The sequence below is a fragment of the Bacillus sp. AFS073361 genome (assembly GCF_002567005.1).
GTDB lineage: Bacteria > Bacillota > Bacilli > Bacillales > Cytobacillaceae > Neobacillus.
This window is the reverse complement of the sequence record NZ_NUZU01000219.1, coordinates 26,966-42,571: the sequence shown is the minus strand read 5'-3', so window position 1 is coordinate 42,571 and position 15,606 is coordinate 26,966. Positions and strand designations below refer to the sequence as shown.

The following is a 15,606-nucleotide window of genomic DNA, read 5'->3' as shown; positions in this document are numbered from 1 at the left end:
TGAGTTAATCGACAGTCTCAAATCTCCGCTTATTTTACTTTTGCTGGTTATTCGATTAAGGAAAAGATATCGTATTTAAAGTTGAATGAGTTCCTAATAAAGAAACTCGCACAATGGCGAGTTTTACCTTTTTATATACCAATATACTTTAAGAAAAGCACCTTGCGTCGGAACCCTTTAGTATGTACATGTCTTCTTTTCAAATCGACGCGTACCTATGTGGATCCGTTTTTTATTTTATAAGATAAAGATTCTTTGCAGCAGTGGTCATTTTTGGTGCATTCTTACGGTTGCCAGTGAATTCCTCCATTAAACTTAAAAAAGTTCCGAAAAGGTAATTGACTACGGAACCAGCGAGGATTCCAAATCCAAGTGCGGTTAAAAAATACGCAGTATTGTAACCGTTTACAAATTGACCGAACAAAATGAGAATGATTCCTAAACCGCTTCCGAAGATAGCTGTTTTCTTAAATGTAAAAATACTCTTTAAGTGTTTTTCCTGCATCATCATCAACTCCCTGTAAGAATATTCTATCAATTGTCACAGAATTGTCAAACTTTTTTTGAAAATATTATTTTTTTAATTTTGTGTATTGACTTTTGTATTAGACACTCAGATTGGAAACGGGGCCAAGTAAATTTGGCCCCGGGCATTATTTCTTTGCTAGGTTTTCTTGTGCCATCTTTACCAATTCGCGAACCATGCTGCCGCCCAGCCGGCCGCCTACTTTCCCTGCCTGCTCTGAGGTGAGTTGGCCGTTATAACCTTTTTTCAATGGAACCCCCACCTCTTGTGCTGCTTCAAATTTCGCATCCTCCGGGTTACCGGTATTTGCGACTTTCGCCTTCAACGCATCTAAGCCAGTTCGCGCCTCTGGAACAAGGATTTTATTTCTTCTTCTCGCCATTAAAATCCCTCCTTTACGTTAGGATTTCCCGAATGTAAAAAATAATCAATAATCACTGGAAAAACCCATATTAATCCAGTATAATAACTGATAATAAATTCGGAAAAAATCAATGAAAAAGAGAGTAGTTATCTATGATGGTCCAGCGATTCAGGGGTGGTGTGAGCCTGATACAGGATAGATAATGAAGCGCACTTTTGAGATGCATGCCCGAAGGCAAAGTAGGGTATGCCGGAGGATCCTCCGTTACAAAAGAAAGCTGGTTCATTATGTGAACAATTAGAGTGGTACCGCGGGAAGTTTAACTCTCGTCTCTTTTAATAGAGACGGGAGTTTTTTGCATTTTTATAAGGCTGTGTTAAAGATTAATGTTGATTATGGCAACCTGTTGGTTAGAGTGGAAGGCACGAAGACTCCTGCGGGAGTACGGGGCAGGGGAGACCCCGCAGGAGCAAAGCGACGAGGAGGCTCCCCGTCACGCCCGCGGAAAGCGAAGTGCCTGGAACGGAAATCAACAGACTAGTTTAACACAGCCCTTTATAAAAAAATAGGAGGTTGAATCGAATGAATTTTAAACAAGAGCTGGCATCGATCTTACATGATTTGCTTGGCCAAGAGATGACACTGAAAGACTTGGAACTTATGCTTGAAAAGCCCAAAAACCAGGAGCACGGGGATTTAGCTTTTCCTTGCTTTACGTTAGCGAAGCTAAAAAGAAAATCCCCCAATCTGATTGCCGAAGAATTATGTAAAAAAATTCAATCCCCCATTTTTGAAAAAGTGACTGTGGTTGGGGCATATCTTAATTTCTTTTTAAACAAAAAGACGGCATCCGAAAAAGTTGTAAGAGATATCCTCGCACAAAAGGGGAAGTATGGTGAGCTGACGTTTGGGAACGGCGGGGCTGTCACGATTGACATGTCCTCTCCTAATATTGCAAAACCCTTCTCAATGGGGCACTTGCGTTCAACTGTAATCGGCAATTCACTCGCACTAATTGTAGAGAAATGCGGTTATAAACCCCTTAAAATTAATCATCTGGGTGACTGGGGGACGCAGTTCGGGAAGTTAATCACGGCCTATCAATTATGGGGAGATGCCGACAAGGTTAAAGCCAATCCGATTAAGGAATTATTGTCCCTTTATATTAAATTTCATGAAGAAGCCGAGAGCAACCCTTCTCTTGAAGATCAAGGACGGAGTTGGTTTAAGAAACTGGAAGACGGTGACGCGCAAGCATTAGAGCTTTGGAAATGGTTCCGCGATGAGTCATTAAAAGAGTTTTCCAGAATATATGAGCTAATGAATGTTGAATTTGATTCATATGCAGGTGAGGCCTTTTATAACGACAAAATGGATCGCGTCGTTCAACTTCTAGAGGAAAAGCATTTACTCGTTGAGTCCGAGCAGGCACAAGTGGTCGAACTAAATGAAGAACAACTTCCGCCATGCCTTATTAAAAAGTCGGATGGGGCCACCTTGTATGCGACCCGTGATTTAGCTGCCGCTCTTTATCGACAGGAGGAGTATCAATTTGTTCAATCCTTATATGTCGTAGGCCATGAACAAAGTCTTCATTTTAAACAGTTAATCGCAGTGTTATCTAAGATGGGTTATGATTGGTCGAAACAAATGCACCATATTCCCTTTGGTATGATGCTAAAAGACGGAAAGAAAATGTCGACGAGAAAAGGGAAGGTTGTTTTATTAGAAGAAGTTTTAAATGAATCGATTGCAATGGCTCGACATAATATTGAAGAGAAAAATCCTAATCTTGCTAACAAAGATAAGGTAGCTAAACAAGTGGGAGTTGGCGCGGTTATTTTCCATGACTTAAAGAATAACCGAATGAACGATATTGAATTTTCGTTAGAAGAGATGCTTCGCTTTGAAGGTGAAACAGGTCCTTATGTCCAATATACTTATGCACGGGCATGTTCCATTTTACGAAAAGCCACTGGGAAGACTGAGTATAAGGCTGCAACTTACACCAACTCATGGGAGAAGGAATGGAAGGTAACCAGCCTCTTAATGGAATTCGCTCCTGCGGTTCAAAGAGCCTGTACCAACTTCGATCCGTCCCAAGTGGCAAAATACATTATTGACCTGGCACAAGCGTTCAATAAATATTATGCGGAAGTAAAAATCCTCGAGGACAGCGCAGAGCAGCAGGGCCGGTTAGCGCTAGTCTTTGCGGTAACGGAAGTTTTAAAAGAGGGGTTACGATTGTTAGGATTGGAAGCCCCTGATGAAATGTAGGATAATCAATTTGAGCTTCGGCTAAGCAATTGAAAGGGAGGCAAAAAGATGAGTAAATTATTATTTAAGCATTTTGAGCTTATAAGAGGAAGATTTGTTAACTTTGTGGGGGATCTAGAAGAAGGGACCGCCGGTATTCAGCCCAATGGATTTAATAATACGATCCATTGGCATGTGGGTCATGTTCTCACAGTTGCTGAGCAATTTATGTTTGGCTTTCCGAAAAAAACAACTCAGCTGCCAGCCAACTATATGCAGTTATTTGCCACAGGAACGAGTCCGGCTGCCTGGGAAGGGGATGTTCCCTCCGTTCAGGAATTAATCATTCAGTTGCAAGACCAATTAGCACGAATCAAAGAAATTCCAGTGGAGAGCTTTAACCAAAGACTAAAAACCCCATTCCTTGGTCAAGAAACCTTTGGTGAATTAGCCAATTTTGCACTTTTCCATGAGGGGATTCATTTAGGACAAATGCAGGCAATGAAGCGAATTATTAAAGCGAACGTAAATTAGTTTGAATAAATATTAGTGTGAAGGCATGGGGTCCTAATAAGGGCTCCATGCTTTTTTTACCTTTACAGGATAATTTTCTTCATTAATCGGACTGATTAGGAAAAGACTATGTAGTGACACATTGATATTTTGTGGAAATTCGTATACCTGTCAAAAATAAAACACTTCATATAAAAATGGTGTTGTGTTAAAATCAATCGGTAATTTTACTTCAAATGTGGTGGGTGAATCCAGTGCTCTCTTCTTTTAAGAGATTCTTAATCGGCCGGCCGTTAAAATCAACGGAACTAGGCGAACAAAAATTAAATATCCTAAAGGCTTTAGCGATACTATCCTCCGATGCCCTATCATCTGTGGCCTACGGGACTGAACAAATTCTGATTGTGTTAGCAACGGTTAGTGTCATTGCTTACTGGTACTCAGTACCGATTGCTGTTGGAGTATTATTTCTATTAGCTGCGTTAATCCTTTCCTACCGACAAATTATTTATTCCTATCCCCATGGCGGCGGGGCCTATATTGTTTCGAAAGAAAATATTGGTGAGAAAGCGGGATTAATTGCAGGGGGATCCCTTTTAGTTGATTACATATTAACGGTAGCGGTAAGTATATCTGCTGGTACGGATGCGATCACGTCCGCTTTCCCTATTTTACACCAGCATACCGTTGGAATCGCTTGCGTTCTGGTAGTCTTTATTACCATTCTCAATCTGCGTGGAATAACGGAGTCAGCATCCATCTTAGCTTATCCTGTCTATTTGTTTGTTGTAGCGCTGTTTATTTTAATTGGTGTGGGTCTTTTTAAAATTATGACAGGCGATGTCTCACCAACTGTTGAACAGGCAGCCATCGGGACACCTGTTCAAGGAATAACACTGTTCTTGCTGCTTCGCGCTTTTGCATCGGGATGCTCAGCATTAACAGGGGTGGAAGCCATTTCAAATGCCATTCCAAGTTTTAAAGACCCAGCACCAAAGAATGCGGCCAAAACATTAATTTTAATGGGGACATTGCTCGCTTTGTTATTTACGGGTATTACTTTCCTGGCTTATTATTACGGAATTTCACCAAAACATGACGAAACGGTCGTCTCACAAATTGCCAAAGAAACTTTTGGCCGTAATTACCTATATTTCTTTGTCCAAGGTACAACCGCACTTATATTAGTTCTGGCCGCTAATACTGGTTACTCCGCGTTTCCGTTATTAGCCTATGCGCTTGCCAAGGATAAATATATGCCAAGGATGTTTACCATTAGGGGAGACAGACTGGGGTATTCTAACGGGATTGTCTCCTTAGGAGTAGCTTCGATTTTACTTATTATTTTCTCTAGAGGTCAAACAGAGCACTTAATCCCACTTTATGCGGTTGGCGTATTTATCCCGTTCACCTTGTCGCAATCAGGGATGATTATAAAGTGGTTACGGGAAAAACCAGCTGGATGGGTGGCAAAACTCGCTGCCAATCTAATCGGTGCCTTGATTACCTTAGCTGTATTAATCATTTTCTTTTTAACTAAATTTAGCCAAGTATGGTTTGTGGTTATCTTTTTACCCATTATCGTGTTTGCCTTCAAACGGATAAATCATCATTATGAAGCCGTTGGCGAACAATTAAGAATCCATCCAGGTGATCCTGCGCCTCCGATTGAGGGAAATGTTATTATTGTCCCTGTCGCCGGGATTACTAAGGTTGTTGAAAACTCAATCAATTATGCCAAATCGTTAACGGATCAAATCTTTGCGGTGTATGTGTCCTTTGATCGTGAGGACGAAAAGCGTTTCGAGGAAAAATGGAAGCAATGGCAGCCGGATGTAAGGCTCGTTACGCTACAGTCGCATTACCGAAGTGTACTGATTCCTCTATCGAAATTTATCGATACGGTAGAACATAAAGCAAGTGAAAACCAATATCGGGTGACCGTATTGATTCCGCAATTTATAACAAAGAAAAACTGGCACAATATTTTGCACAACCAATCAAGTTTATTGATTCGTACCTATCTTATTTTTAAAAAGAGGGTTATTGTGTCAACACTCCCATTTCATTTCAAAAAATAACACATTTTAATTTGGGCATTTTGATTTCTGCTCCAGGCGCTTTACTGAGGCGCAAAGAAAATTTTAAGCAAAGCAAAACCACCGGGATTTAGTCGGTGGTTTTCTTTGTCTTCTTGACTAAAAAATAAATGGCTCCTAGAACAACTGCTCCGAAAATGGCGGGCATTACGTATGGTTGTGCGTACTCTTTAATATGTGCCCAGTTACTGCCTAAGACTTTACCTAAGTAGAGGAATAGAATCGTCCACGGAATAATAGCTGCTACCGTGTATAGCGTAAATTTGGCTGCTGACATTTTAGCAATACCTGCTGGGATGGAAATCGCATGCCGGACAACAGGAATGAAGCGTGCTGAAAAAATAACACCGGCTCCATATTTTTCAAACCATTGTTCAGCTATATCGATATGATGCTTTTTAATAAGTACATATTTTCCGTACTTTTCTAAAAAAGGTCTGCCGCCGTAATAACCGGCCCAATATAAAAATAACTGTGCAAGTGTTCCGCCTATGGTCCCGGCAATGACGGATCCAATAAAATTAAGATGTCCCTGCGAAATCATATAACCGCCATAGCCTAAAACAATTTCACTCGGGATAATCTCTATCATTAATCCTATTGCAATGCCGAAATAGCCCAATTGTGATAAAAACTCCAAGATCGAACTAATAAAATCTGTCATAATTCACCTTCACTTAACTATATGTTAGTATCTCCCTTCCTAGTGTAAACCAGATTGTCTATTTAAGAAATAAATATGGTCCCTTTCTTTGGGACATTCCTAAAAAATCAAAAAACAATTCACTGATTTTTTTCTACATGAGATATTTTAAAAACATGGTGGCAATCCCGAAGTAGGTAAGCAGTGAAAATATATCATTCAAAGTGGTAATTAGGGGTCCTGAGGCAACAGCAGGATCAATTTTTAAACGAAAGAGAATAAGCGGAATAACTGTCCCTGCAAGTGTTCCAATGATGAGCGTGAAAAATAGAGAACTGCCGACTACTGCCCCTAAAATGAGACTTCCCTGCCAAATATATGCAATCACTGCAATCAAAATAGAGCAAGTCATACCAATGGTAATCCCAACACCCAATTCCCTTGCAATTAATCGTGCAATCACACCTTTATTAATATCGTACGAAATCAATCCTCTAACGACGACTGCCAGCGATTGTGTCCCTGTGTTTCCAGTCATGCCGGCAATCATCGGCATAAAAAAGGCCAGCGCGACTACTTGCTTTAGCGTATCTTCAAAACTGCTGATAATTCTTCCTGAAACCACACCGATAAATAAAAGCAAGATGAGCCATGGAAGCCTTCTTGCGGCTGCAACTAAAGTCTTTGTTTCAAAGTCAATGGATTTTCCAGATGCCGATAATTTTTCAATATCTTCATTGGCTTCCTTTATTACGATGTCAATAATGTCATCCACAGTGACAATCCCGACGAGGACATTATTCTCATCGACGACGGGGATGGCTAGGAAATCATAGCGCTCCACGATTTGCGCTACAACCTCTTGGTCTGTCACGACTGTAACAGAAATGATCCGTTCATACATAATGGTCCTTATTTTTTCATCTAGCTCTGCTAAGAGTAGATCACGATAAGAAACGACGCCAACCAATTTCCGGTCTTCATCAATAACGTATAGATAGTTAATGGATTCGGCAAATTCAGCGAACACCTTAAACTTGTCAACCGCTTCCCTAACCGTATAAGAGCTGCGAATCCAAACAAACCGATTCGTCATGATTCTGCCGGCCGTCTCTGGTGGATATTTCATAATATCTTGAACAGCATTAGACTCCTCGGCCTTCATTCCTGAAAGAAGGGAATCTTTTTTCTCAGGCGATAATTCATTCAGTAATGACGCCAGGTCATCATTGTCCATTAAATCAAGGACCTTACTAGACTTTTCAATTCCTAAAAGATTTAATAAGCCAAGCTGATCTTCCTTTTCAAGTTCTTCCATTAAATCAGCAAGAACATCAAATTTTAAAAATAGGAGAAATCTCCCTTTATGTTTTTCAGGTAAATCCTCATAAATCTTAGCGATATCATAGGGCTGGAGTTCATCAAGTATATTTTCAAATTCCGTTTTTCTGTTTTCCTTTAATGTTTTTATGATATAAAGACTTAATTCATCTTGAGTCATATCCTTAATCATGGATGAAACCAGCTCCTTATCTTGCTAATGAATAAATTCTAATTTACAAAAGAAATATAGATGAAAAAGGAAAGTTAACAAATAATAATCCAATAATCATAAATCTAGTATGTGTTAATCAATCTTATTATTTGTAAAAGAATTGAAATAAGCTATTTGGACTATTATTTGATAAAATAAGGAAGTATTGACTAAATCATTTCATGTGTTGAACGGAGGAGTTTTGCATTGAAAAAGCATCATCAAGACATACAGGATCTCATCTATGTCCATTTAAACCAAACAGACCAGTATGTAATGTCTTCCGGCATCGAATTTGCTGAATTCGCTGCTGCTTTTTCAGGTTCATTAAATCCCTTGCTATTACTTGCGCACCGCTTTGATGATGCTGATTTTAATATGCATACCCAACTTGAATATTGTCCAGATGATAGAATTAATAAATTGGCAGGGGAAGATGTCTATAGTTACGGAAATTTCTGTTGGATTGACTTTATTGAGGAAGATGTGTTGAATGAACTGACAGGTCAGGAAATCGCTGAACTATTATACTTAGGTCATCTAAAGCACCATTTGAAATTGCCTTTTTATAATAAACTAGGTAACCGTTTTGTTTATTTGGCTCAAGATGATGGCTGGTTTAACAAAACCTATTACCGGAGCTTCAAGGATTTCTTCCATGTTTTAAGTGAAGTGATTGCAGGGAAACTAGGGGATCTTAAAGTTGAAAAGTCCATTCTTGGCTTTCGAAAGAAAAAGACCTATCCACAAGTAAATAAAGAAATCCTTTTGTCCCTAACGCCGTTCATTAAGGAAGGGATTTGTATTTCCTTACGAGATTCCGACCATCAACGGACGCGTATTGAAATTCCTATTTGGGTGATTGGCGATTTCGCCAATATGGATGATATGTTGGAGGAATATGAGCAAGTCTCATCGAAACCGTGTCATGCAAAAATCATTTTTGATAAAAAAACAAAAGAATGGAAATTAAACGTTGTCTAAATCTTTAGGCTTTAAAAATAAGTCCCACTCCATTTGGGTGGGACTGTTTGTTATGAGAACCACATGCTAAATAATCCTTCGTTCACACCTAAGTTATACATATAATAAATTCCGAATAATATGCTGACAATGCCTGCGAGGCTGTTCAAATATCTATTCACTTGCTTCCCTGATGTTAACACAAATGGGATTCCGATTACCGTTGAAAAGGTAAGCATTCCAACAATCGTGCCACAGCCAAAGATAAGTATGTATAATGCACCTTGCCATGCAGTCGAAACGGTACTCATTGTTAATAAAACCATAGCTGCACTGCCTGCAAGCCCATGAATGAGACCGATGAAAAAGGATTTAAGATGGGTACTCCCCTTTGTTTCTTTGTCTGGGGTATGATGGGGATGTGGATGACGATGTTTCATAAAAGATAAAAGACTATTTAGGCCGAGACTAACGAGCATGATCCCTACGATAAATTCAAGGCTCAAGGCGACGGTATCTGTGATTGTATTTTTGGCGACAATCAATATCATTCCGAATAGGAAGAGTGTAGCAGTGTGCCCAATCCCCCAATAGACACCTGCAAAGACGGAGCGCTTTATATTTTTTGATTCGCTCACGATCGTGGATACTGCAATAACATGGTCAGGCTCGATCGCATGCTTAATTCCTAGCAAAAAGCCTAATAATAATATCGATAAAAGTGTTCCCGTCATCAGCTCGCCTCCAAAAAAAGTTTCAACACAATTATACAGGATAAATAAAATAAGTATAGAAAATTGCCAAATTTGCCAGCACGAGTTTTTAAGCAAGCTGTAGCAATCATAAAATATTTTGGTAGGAAAAAACTTAAAAACTCGAATGACTACATTTCCTTTCTTTTTAAAATAAGTGTTAAAATATAACCGTGAATGAGAAAATGGAGGTTTCGTATGAAAACAAAATTAGGTTTATTATATGGAGGAAAATCAGCTGAACATCAAGTTTCCCTGCAAACGGCATTGGCTGTCATTCGGGCGTTAGATCATGAGAAATTTGATATTCATCCTATTTACATAAATACCCAAGGAAATTGGATTAAAGGACCGCAATTAAGTGAGCCGGTAGAAAATGTAAAGGCGCTAGAATTTTCAGAGGGGAATCAGTTATCACCTTTATCATTAGCCCCAACACTTTTCCAAGCGGAAAAGCAGGAAACATTAGATGTGATATTCCCGTTGTTACATGGTCCGAATGGGGAAGATGGAACCGTCCAAGGCTTATTAGAATTGCTTAACCTTCCATACGTTGGCAATGGAGTGCTTGCTTCGGCTGCGGGTATGGATAAAGTCATGATGAAAAATGTGTTTGCGCAAGCAGGGCTTGCCCAAGTGAACTATGTAGCTTTTATTAAGAGTGAGTGGGAGAAAGCTAAAGCTGAGGCTTATAGCAAGGTCGAAACAGAACTTGGCTACCCTTGCTTTGTGAAGCCGGCGAACCTAGGTTCAAGTGTCGGTATCAGCAAATGTACCAATCGCGCTGAATTAGAAGCAGCCTTTGCTGAAGCCTTTCAATTTGACCGCAAAGTCATTATTGAAGAAGGCGTTGTTGCCCGTGAAATTGAGGTGGCGGTGCTTGGAAATGATGAACCTGAATGTTCAGTAGCCGGTGAAATTGTTCCGAAGAAGGACTTCTACGATTACAAAGCAAAATATGAAAGCGGAGATACAGCACTAATCATTCCAGCTGACATTACTGACGAGGAATACGCGCAGCTAAAAGAAATGGCGATTAAGGCCTTTAAATCTTTAGATTGTTCTGGTTTAGTTCGTGCGGATTTCTTTTTGACTAAAGATGGGAAAGCATTGATTAATGAAGTAAACACAATGCCTGGCTTCACGCCGTTTAGTATGTTCCCGCTCTTATGGAAGCACACGGGGTTAGAATACCCGCAATTGATCGAGCGGCTAGTTCAACTTGCTAAAGAAAGGCATGCTGAGAAGCAACAGATTAAGTTTACTTTCTAAAAAACAGAGACACGGCTGTAATGCCGTGTCCGTTTGTATTTAAAACCTATTCAAAGTCAAAGAAGGAGGATATCCATGATAAAACGATCGTTAAAACAGATTGCTGAGATGCTACCTGCCAAGGACACTATCATTTCGTTTGCTGACACGATAATCTCGGGTGTATGTATTGATTCACGTAAAATTGAAAAAGGGAACTTATTTATCCCTTTTAAGGGAGAACATGCCGATGGACATAAATATGTCGAAGAGTCGATCCGTAAAGGAGCAGCAGCGGCTCTTTGGCAAAAGGATGTGCCCAATCCTCCATTACACTTGCCGATAGTGATCGTAGAAAATTGCCTTGTTGCCTTACAGGAATTAGCAAGAAGCTACCGGAAACAATTAGCGGTAAAAGTAGTCGGCATTACAGGAAGCAACGGGAAAACAACAACTAAGGACATGACAGCGGGTATTCTATCAACACAATACAAGGTTCTAAAGACAGAAGGCAATTATAATAATCATATTGGTCTTCCGTTAACTGTTTTAGGATTAAACGAGGACACTGAAATTGCCGTCCTCGAAATGGGCATGAGCGGCAGGGGAGAAATTGAGTTTCTAACAAATCTTGCCTGTCCGGATGCTGTCGTAATTACCAATATTGGCGAATCGCATCTACTTGACCTAGGTTCTAGAGAAGGAATTGCAGAAGCAAAGCTTGAAATTCTACAGGGGCTAAAAGATGGGGGACTAGCCGTACTCCATGGTGATGAGCCGCTGCTTATGGAAAGAATTCAAGAGCACAAAGGAAATATCCAGTTGAAGACTTTTGGGAGAAACGTTACAAATGATTTATATCCCACTGAAATTAAGCAGCTAGAGAATGGAAATAGTTTTAGAATTAACATGTCAGAGACTGCGTTTGAACTACCAGTCCTCGGAACACATAATATTTTAAATGCACTTGCTTCGATGTTAATCGCTAATTATTTTTCGATTCCTTTTGAAAAAATGAATGAGGGGTTAGCGAGTATTCAGCTGACCAATATGAGGATGGAGTTAGTCGAAGGGAAGCAGGGCGAAAAGATAATTAACGATGCGTATAATGCCAGCCCGACCTCAATGATGGCTGCCATTGAATTAGTATCGAATCTTCAAGGCTACGGACGTAAAATCCTTGTCCTAGGGGATATGCTAGAACTTGGTCCACAAGAAGAACAATATCATCAGCAAATAGGAGAAGCCTTAAACGATGAAAAAGTAGATCTCCTGTTCACTTATGGGACTTTAGGGATGCATATTGCAAATAAGGCTAGAATGGTTTTAGGGCAAGAAAGAGTCTTTGCTTTTACAGAAAAAGAAGCACTCATTCAGGAATTAAGGCAACATGTAGACCATCAAACGTTAGTTCTTATCAAAGCATCAAGAGGAATGAAATTAGAAGAAATTGTCACTGCTTTACAGGTAAATTAAGGAAATTAAAACTGATAAGATCATGAATGATTTCAAGCTGGGAAATGAAAAATAACAAAGAACCCTTTGTGTGAGAAGGTGCCCTTTCATTTTTGCATTAGACTTTTTGATGAGGTAATAAGATTGGTTTGGGAATGTAACAAACTTGTCTTGATTGCAAAATACTAGCAAGAGTGGTATGATGTTCATCAACGTGTCTAAAGAACGATGATTAAAGGGCATACTCCTTGAGGGAGGATGTTTTTTTTTGGTAAAATAAAGATGTTACCTATTTACGGCATTTTGATGCGTGTCAGCTCAAGCGCCATGGGGACCTGATTCGTTTCGGTCCTGCCTAAGATGAAGATAAACTATCCACTACCATCCCGATGAAATAAAAACCTATTTCATCTTAGATGATCTATATCCTTTTTCATCAAGGAATCCATTCTTGATGAATCCATAACGGACTTCACCTTAAGGCCCTCCAGCGCTTTTCGCCTCAATCCGAGCAGGCGCTACCGCTTTTCTGAGTATTAGGCGAAAATATTCAGCTCTCAAAAATATTTTCACATAGATGAAGGAGAATGAAAACATTGACAAAGTTTGAAGAATTAGGCCTAAGTCAGGCTACTTTACAAGCTGTCCTTAAAATGGGTTTTGAGGAAGCAACACCAATTCAGTCGGAAACTATTCCGTTGGGGCTAAAAGGAATTGATTTGATCGGGCAAGCTCAAACAGGAACAGGGAAAACAGCTGCATTTGGAATTCCATTGGTTGAAAAAATTGATACTAAAGCAGATGCTATTCAAGGGATTATTATTGCGCCGACTCGTGAACTTGCGATTCAAGTGTCTGAAGAACTTTATAAACTTGGTTCGGGCAAACGGGTGCGTGTACTGCCAATTTATGGCGGGCAAGATATCAGCCGCCAGATCCGCTCATTAAAGAAAGCACCACATATCATTGTTGGTACACCAGGACGTGTATTGGATCATATCAACAGAAAAACAATGCGTCTTGATACAGTTAACACCGTCATCCTTGATGAAGCGGATGAAATGTTAAACATGGGATTCATTGAAGACATTGAATCCATCCTTGCTGCAACACCAGAAGAACGCCAAACTTTACTTTTCTCAGCAACCATGCCTGGGCCAATTCAAAGAATGGCTGAAAAGTTCATGAAGGAACCGCAAATTGTTCGTGTGAAAACAAAAGAAATGACTGTACCTTCCATTGAACAATATTACCTTGAGGTTCAAGAAAGAAATAAATTTGATGTGTTAACAAGACTTTTAGATATACAATCACCAGAGCTTGCGATTGTGTTTGGCCGGACAAAGCGCCGTGTGGATGAATTATCAGAAGCTTTAACGTTAAGAGGTTATACAGCGGAAGGTATTCACGGAGATTTAAGTCAGGCAAAACGGATTTCTGTCCTTCGCAAGTTTAAAGAAGGTACGATTGATGTTCTTGTTGCTACTGACGTGGCTGCAAGGGGTCTAGATATTTCTGGAGTTACCCATGTATACAACTTTGACATTCCGCAGGATCCAGAAAGCTATGTTCACCGTATAGGACGTACGGGCCGTGCTGGTAAAACAGGTGTAGCGATGACTTTTATTACACCACGTGAAAAATCCTATCTTGCGGTTGTGGAAAAAACTACAAAACGCAAAATGGATAAAATGAAGGCTCCTACCCTTGATGAGGCGTTAGAAGGCCAACAAAAAGCGGTTGTAGAAAAGATCGTCCAAACGATTGAATCAAACAATTTACATTATTATAAAGCGGCAGCGCAAGAATTGCTGGAAGAAAATGATGCATCAACCGTTATCGCAGCTGTATTGAAAATGTTAACGAAAGAGCCGGATACAACACCAATTAAGTTAACAGAAGAACAGCTTCCACAAAGAAGAGAAAGAAAGCCGTATAACGACCGTGACCGTAGAAGAAGAGATGATTCTAGAGGTTCAGGTTCATACCGTGGCGATAATAATCGCAAAAAAGCGCCTGCAAGACCACGCAGTGGTGAAAAAAGAACTGGCGGCGGCGGTAAACCATCATCAAAGCCAAGAACATTTAATCACTAATCGAAAAGCGGAAGCGCCTTGCCCAGGCTTATGACCCCGAGCCCCTAGGCGCTGTAGCTAGACAGATATAGAAGCATGAACGATTTCGTTCATGCTTTTTTCTATGCTTAAAAGGGAATAGTAAGCATAAACACAATCCGCTGGAGTGATGATGATGACGTTGGTACGACTCGGTTATGTGGCAATGAGTGTGGAGCTTCAGAATGCTTCCCCTTCGCAAACGATGACATTTGCTCAATTTGAAAAAATAAAAGACCGGGACGCAGCAATTCGTAAATTAGAGAGAATTGCGATTTCAAACTTAGAAAATTGTCTGCGTCTTTTAAAACATAATGCAGGCAATCAAATTCACTTTTTTAGGTTCAGCTCACGACTCATTCCGCTTGCTAATCATGAGGAATTACTGGATTGGGACTATATCAGTCCTTTAAAAGATACACTCAAGAAGCTAGCTGTTTATATAAAGGAACACCCAGCTCGGATTGATTTCCATCCGGACCATTTCGTCGTTCTTAATACACCGGATAAGGATATATTAAAAAATTCCTTAAAAACGCTCGCCATGCATAAAGCCTTGCTAAAAGGAATGGAGATTGATCCCGAACATCGGTGTGTACTTCATGTTGGTGGTGGTTATAACGATAAGGAGAAAGCTCTCGAGCAGTTTATTCATAATTGGGCCTATATTTCCCCGTTCATCCAGCAGATGATTATGCTCGAAAACGATGATACGACGTTTACGGTGAGAGACACCCTTTATCTATGTGAAAAGTTAGGCATTCCAATGGTGTTTGATTACCATCATCACCTTGCACACCATGAGGAAGAAGAATGGGCGGCGGACTGGGGGAGGATTGTTGCAACCTGGACCCAGTCTCCGCTGCCAATCAAGATGCATATTTCCAGTCCGCGCTCCGAAAAGGATTTTCGAGCACATGCGGATACAATTGACTCCCAAATGTTTCTGTGGTTTTTACGGCAAATTAAAGGGACCGTTCCTGAAATTCACTGTATGATTGAGGCGAAGCAAAAAGATGCGGCGCTTTTCCAACTTGCAGAGGATTTACAAGGAAGAGACGGAATTATGTGGATTGACCAATCGAGTTTTATGATCGAATAAAGAGTCGGCTGGGGGAGTTGGGCAAAGAAATAGG

General features: G+C 40.1%; 13 protein-coding genes and 1 other annotated feature. Of the genes, 8 read left to right on the top strand and 5 right to left on the bottom strand.

The features are described from left to right. Nucleotides 1-232 precede the first annotated feature (232 nt). Nucleotides 233-505: a hypothetical protein gene (locus COJ96_RS26620; protein ID WP_098576652.1), complete on the bottom strand. Its 273-nt coding sequence runs from the start codon at nucleotides 503-505 to the stop codon at nucleotides 233-235. A 148-nt stretch (nucleotides 506-653) separates the two neighbouring features. Further along, the gene (locus COJ96_RS26615; RefSeq protein ID WP_098576651.1) at nucleotides 654-908 is read right to left on the bottom strand and encodes an alpha/beta-type small acid-soluble spore protein; all 255 of its coding nucleotides are present in this window, start codon (nucleotides 906-908) and stop codon (nucleotides 654-656) included. A 103-nt stretch (nucleotides 909-1,011) separates the two neighbouring features. Then, nucleotides 1,012-1,227: a binding site (T-box leader), on the top strand. A 245-nt stretch (nucleotides 1,228-1,472) separates the two neighbouring features. Between COJ96_RS26615 and argS the strand changes: the two genes are divergently transcribed. From argS to COJ96_RS26595, 3 genes are all read left to right on the top strand, one after another. After that, a complete protein-coding gene (gene argS / locus COJ96_RS26605; protein ID WP_098576649.1) occupies nucleotides 1,473-3,167 on the top strand; it encodes an arginine--tRNA ligase in 1,695 nt (564 codons plus the stop codon). 48 nt (nucleotides 3,168-3,215) lie between these two features. Beyond that, nucleotides 3,216-3,680: a DinB family protein gene (locus COJ96_RS26600; protein ID WP_098576648.1), complete on the top strand. Its 465-nt coding sequence runs from the start codon at nucleotides 3,216-3,218 to the stop codon at nucleotides 3,678-3,680. Nucleotides 3,681-3,913: 233 nt separating this feature from the next. After that, the gene (locus COJ96_RS26595) at nucleotides 3,914-5,740 is read left to right on the top strand and encodes an APC family permease (RefSeq protein WP_098576647.1); all 1,827 of its coding nucleotides are present in this window, start codon (nucleotides 3,914-3,916) and stop codon (nucleotides 5,738-5,740) included. A gap of 88 nt (nucleotides 5,741-5,828) precedes the next feature. On the opposite strand, the gene uptA is transcribed toward COJ96_RS26595, so the two are convergent. Next, on the bottom strand, nucleotides 5,829-6,422 hold the full coding sequence (uptA, locus tag COJ96_RS26590; RefSeq protein ID WP_098576646.1) for an undecaprenyl phosphate transporter UptA: 594 nt from the start codon (nucleotides 6,420-6,422) through the stop codon (nucleotides 5,829-5,831). 133 nt (nucleotides 6,423-6,555) lie between these two features. Continuing rightward, the gene (gene mgtE, locus COJ96_RS26585; RefSeq protein WP_098576645.1) at nucleotides 6,556-7,914 is read right to left on the bottom strand and encodes a magnesium transporter; all 1,359 of its coding nucleotides are present in this window, start codon (nucleotides 7,912-7,914) and stop codon (nucleotides 6,556-6,558) included. Between the two features lie 228 nt (nucleotides 7,915-8,142). Here mgtE and COJ96_RS26580 point away from each other — a divergent pair, with 228 nt between their 5' ends. Continuing rightward, complete coding sequence (locus tag COJ96_RS26580; RefSeq protein ID WP_098576644.1) at nucleotides 8,143-8,919, top strand: hypothetical protein; 777 nt, start codon at nucleotides 8,143-8,145, stop codon at nucleotides 8,917-8,919. Nucleotides 8,920-8,969: 50 nt separating this feature from the next. On the opposite strand, the gene COJ96_RS26575 is transcribed toward COJ96_RS26580, so the two are convergent. Beyond that, nucleotides 8,970-9,632, bottom strand: coding sequence for a HoxN/HupN/NixA family nickel/cobalt transporter (locus COJ96_RS26575; RefSeq protein ID WP_098576643.1), 663 nt, complete (start codon nucleotides 9,630-9,632; stop codon nucleotides 8,970-8,972). Nucleotides 9,633-9,848: 216 nt separating this feature from the next. Between COJ96_RS26575 and COJ96_RS26570 the strand changes: the two genes are divergently transcribed. The 4 genes from COJ96_RS26570 (at nucleotide 9,849) to uvsE (ending at nucleotide 15,572) form a co-directional block, all read left to right on the top strand. Next, nucleotides 9,849-10,922, top strand: a complete 1,074-nt coding sequence (locus COJ96_RS26570; RefSeq protein WP_098576642.1) for a D-alanine--D-alanine ligase — start codon at nucleotides 9,849-9,851, stop codon at nucleotides 10,920-10,922. A 75-nt stretch (nucleotides 10,923-10,997) separates the two neighbouring features. Continuing rightward, nucleotides 10,998-12,377: a UDP-N-acetylmuramoyl-tripeptide--D-alanyl-D-alanine ligase gene (locus COJ96_RS26565; protein WP_098576641.1), complete on the top strand. Its 1,380-nt coding sequence runs from the start codon at nucleotides 10,998-11,000 to the stop codon at nucleotides 12,375-12,377. A gap of 575 nt (nucleotides 12,378-12,952) precedes the next feature. Further along, a complete protein-coding gene (gene cshA, locus COJ96_RS26560) occupies nucleotides 12,953-14,452 on the top strand; it encodes a degradosome RNA helicase CshA (protein WP_098576640.1) in 1,500 nt (499 codons plus the stop codon). Between the two features lie 154 nt (nucleotides 14,453-14,606). Then, a complete protein-coding gene (gene uvsE / locus COJ96_RS26555) occupies nucleotides 14,607-15,572 on the top strand; it encodes a UV DNA damage repair endonuclease UvsE (RefSeq protein ID WP_098576639.1) in 966 nt (321 codons plus the stop codon). Nucleotides 15,573-15,606 lie beyond the last annotated feature (34 nt).

Bases quoted from the DNA above. Each gene is read 5' to 3' on its own strand.
- COJ96_RS26620 (WP_098576652.1), bottom strand. From the start codon at position 505: ATGCAGGAAAAACACTTAAAGAGTATTTTTACATTTAAGAAAACAGCT.
- COJ96_RS26615 (WP_098576651.1), bottom strand. From the start codon at position 908: ATGGCGAGAAGAAGAAATAAAATCCTTGTTCCAGAGGCGCGAACTGGC.
- argS (WP_098576649.1), top strand. From the start codon at position 1,473: ATGAATTTTAAACAAGAGCTGGCATCGATCTTACATGATTTGCTTGGC.
- COJ96_RS26600 (WP_098576648.1), top strand. From the start codon at position 3,216: ATGAGTAAATTATTATTTAAGCATTTTGAGCTTATAAGAGGAAGATTT.
- uptA (WP_098576646.1), bottom strand. From the start codon at position 6,422: ATGACAGATTTTATTAGTTCGATCTTGGAGTTTTTATCACAATTGGGC.
- mgtE (WP_098576645.1), bottom strand. From the start codon at position 7,914: ATGATTAAGGATATGACTCAAGATGAATTAAGTCTTTATATCATAAAA.
- COJ96_RS26575 (WP_098576643.1), bottom strand. From the start codon at position 9,632: ATGACGGGAACACTTTTATCGATATTATTATTAGGCTTTTTGCTAGGA.
- COJ96_RS26570 (WP_098576642.1), top strand. From the start codon at position 9,849: ATGAAAACAAAATTAGGTTTATTATATGGAGGAAAATCAGCTGAACAT.
- COJ96_RS26565 (WP_098576641.1), top strand. From the start codon at position 10,998: ATGATAAAACGATCGTTAAAACAGATTGCTGAGATGCTACCTGCCAAG.
- uvsE (WP_098576639.1), top strand. From the start codon at position 14,607: ATGACGTTGGTACGACTCGGTTATGTGGCAATGAGTGTGGAGCTTCAG.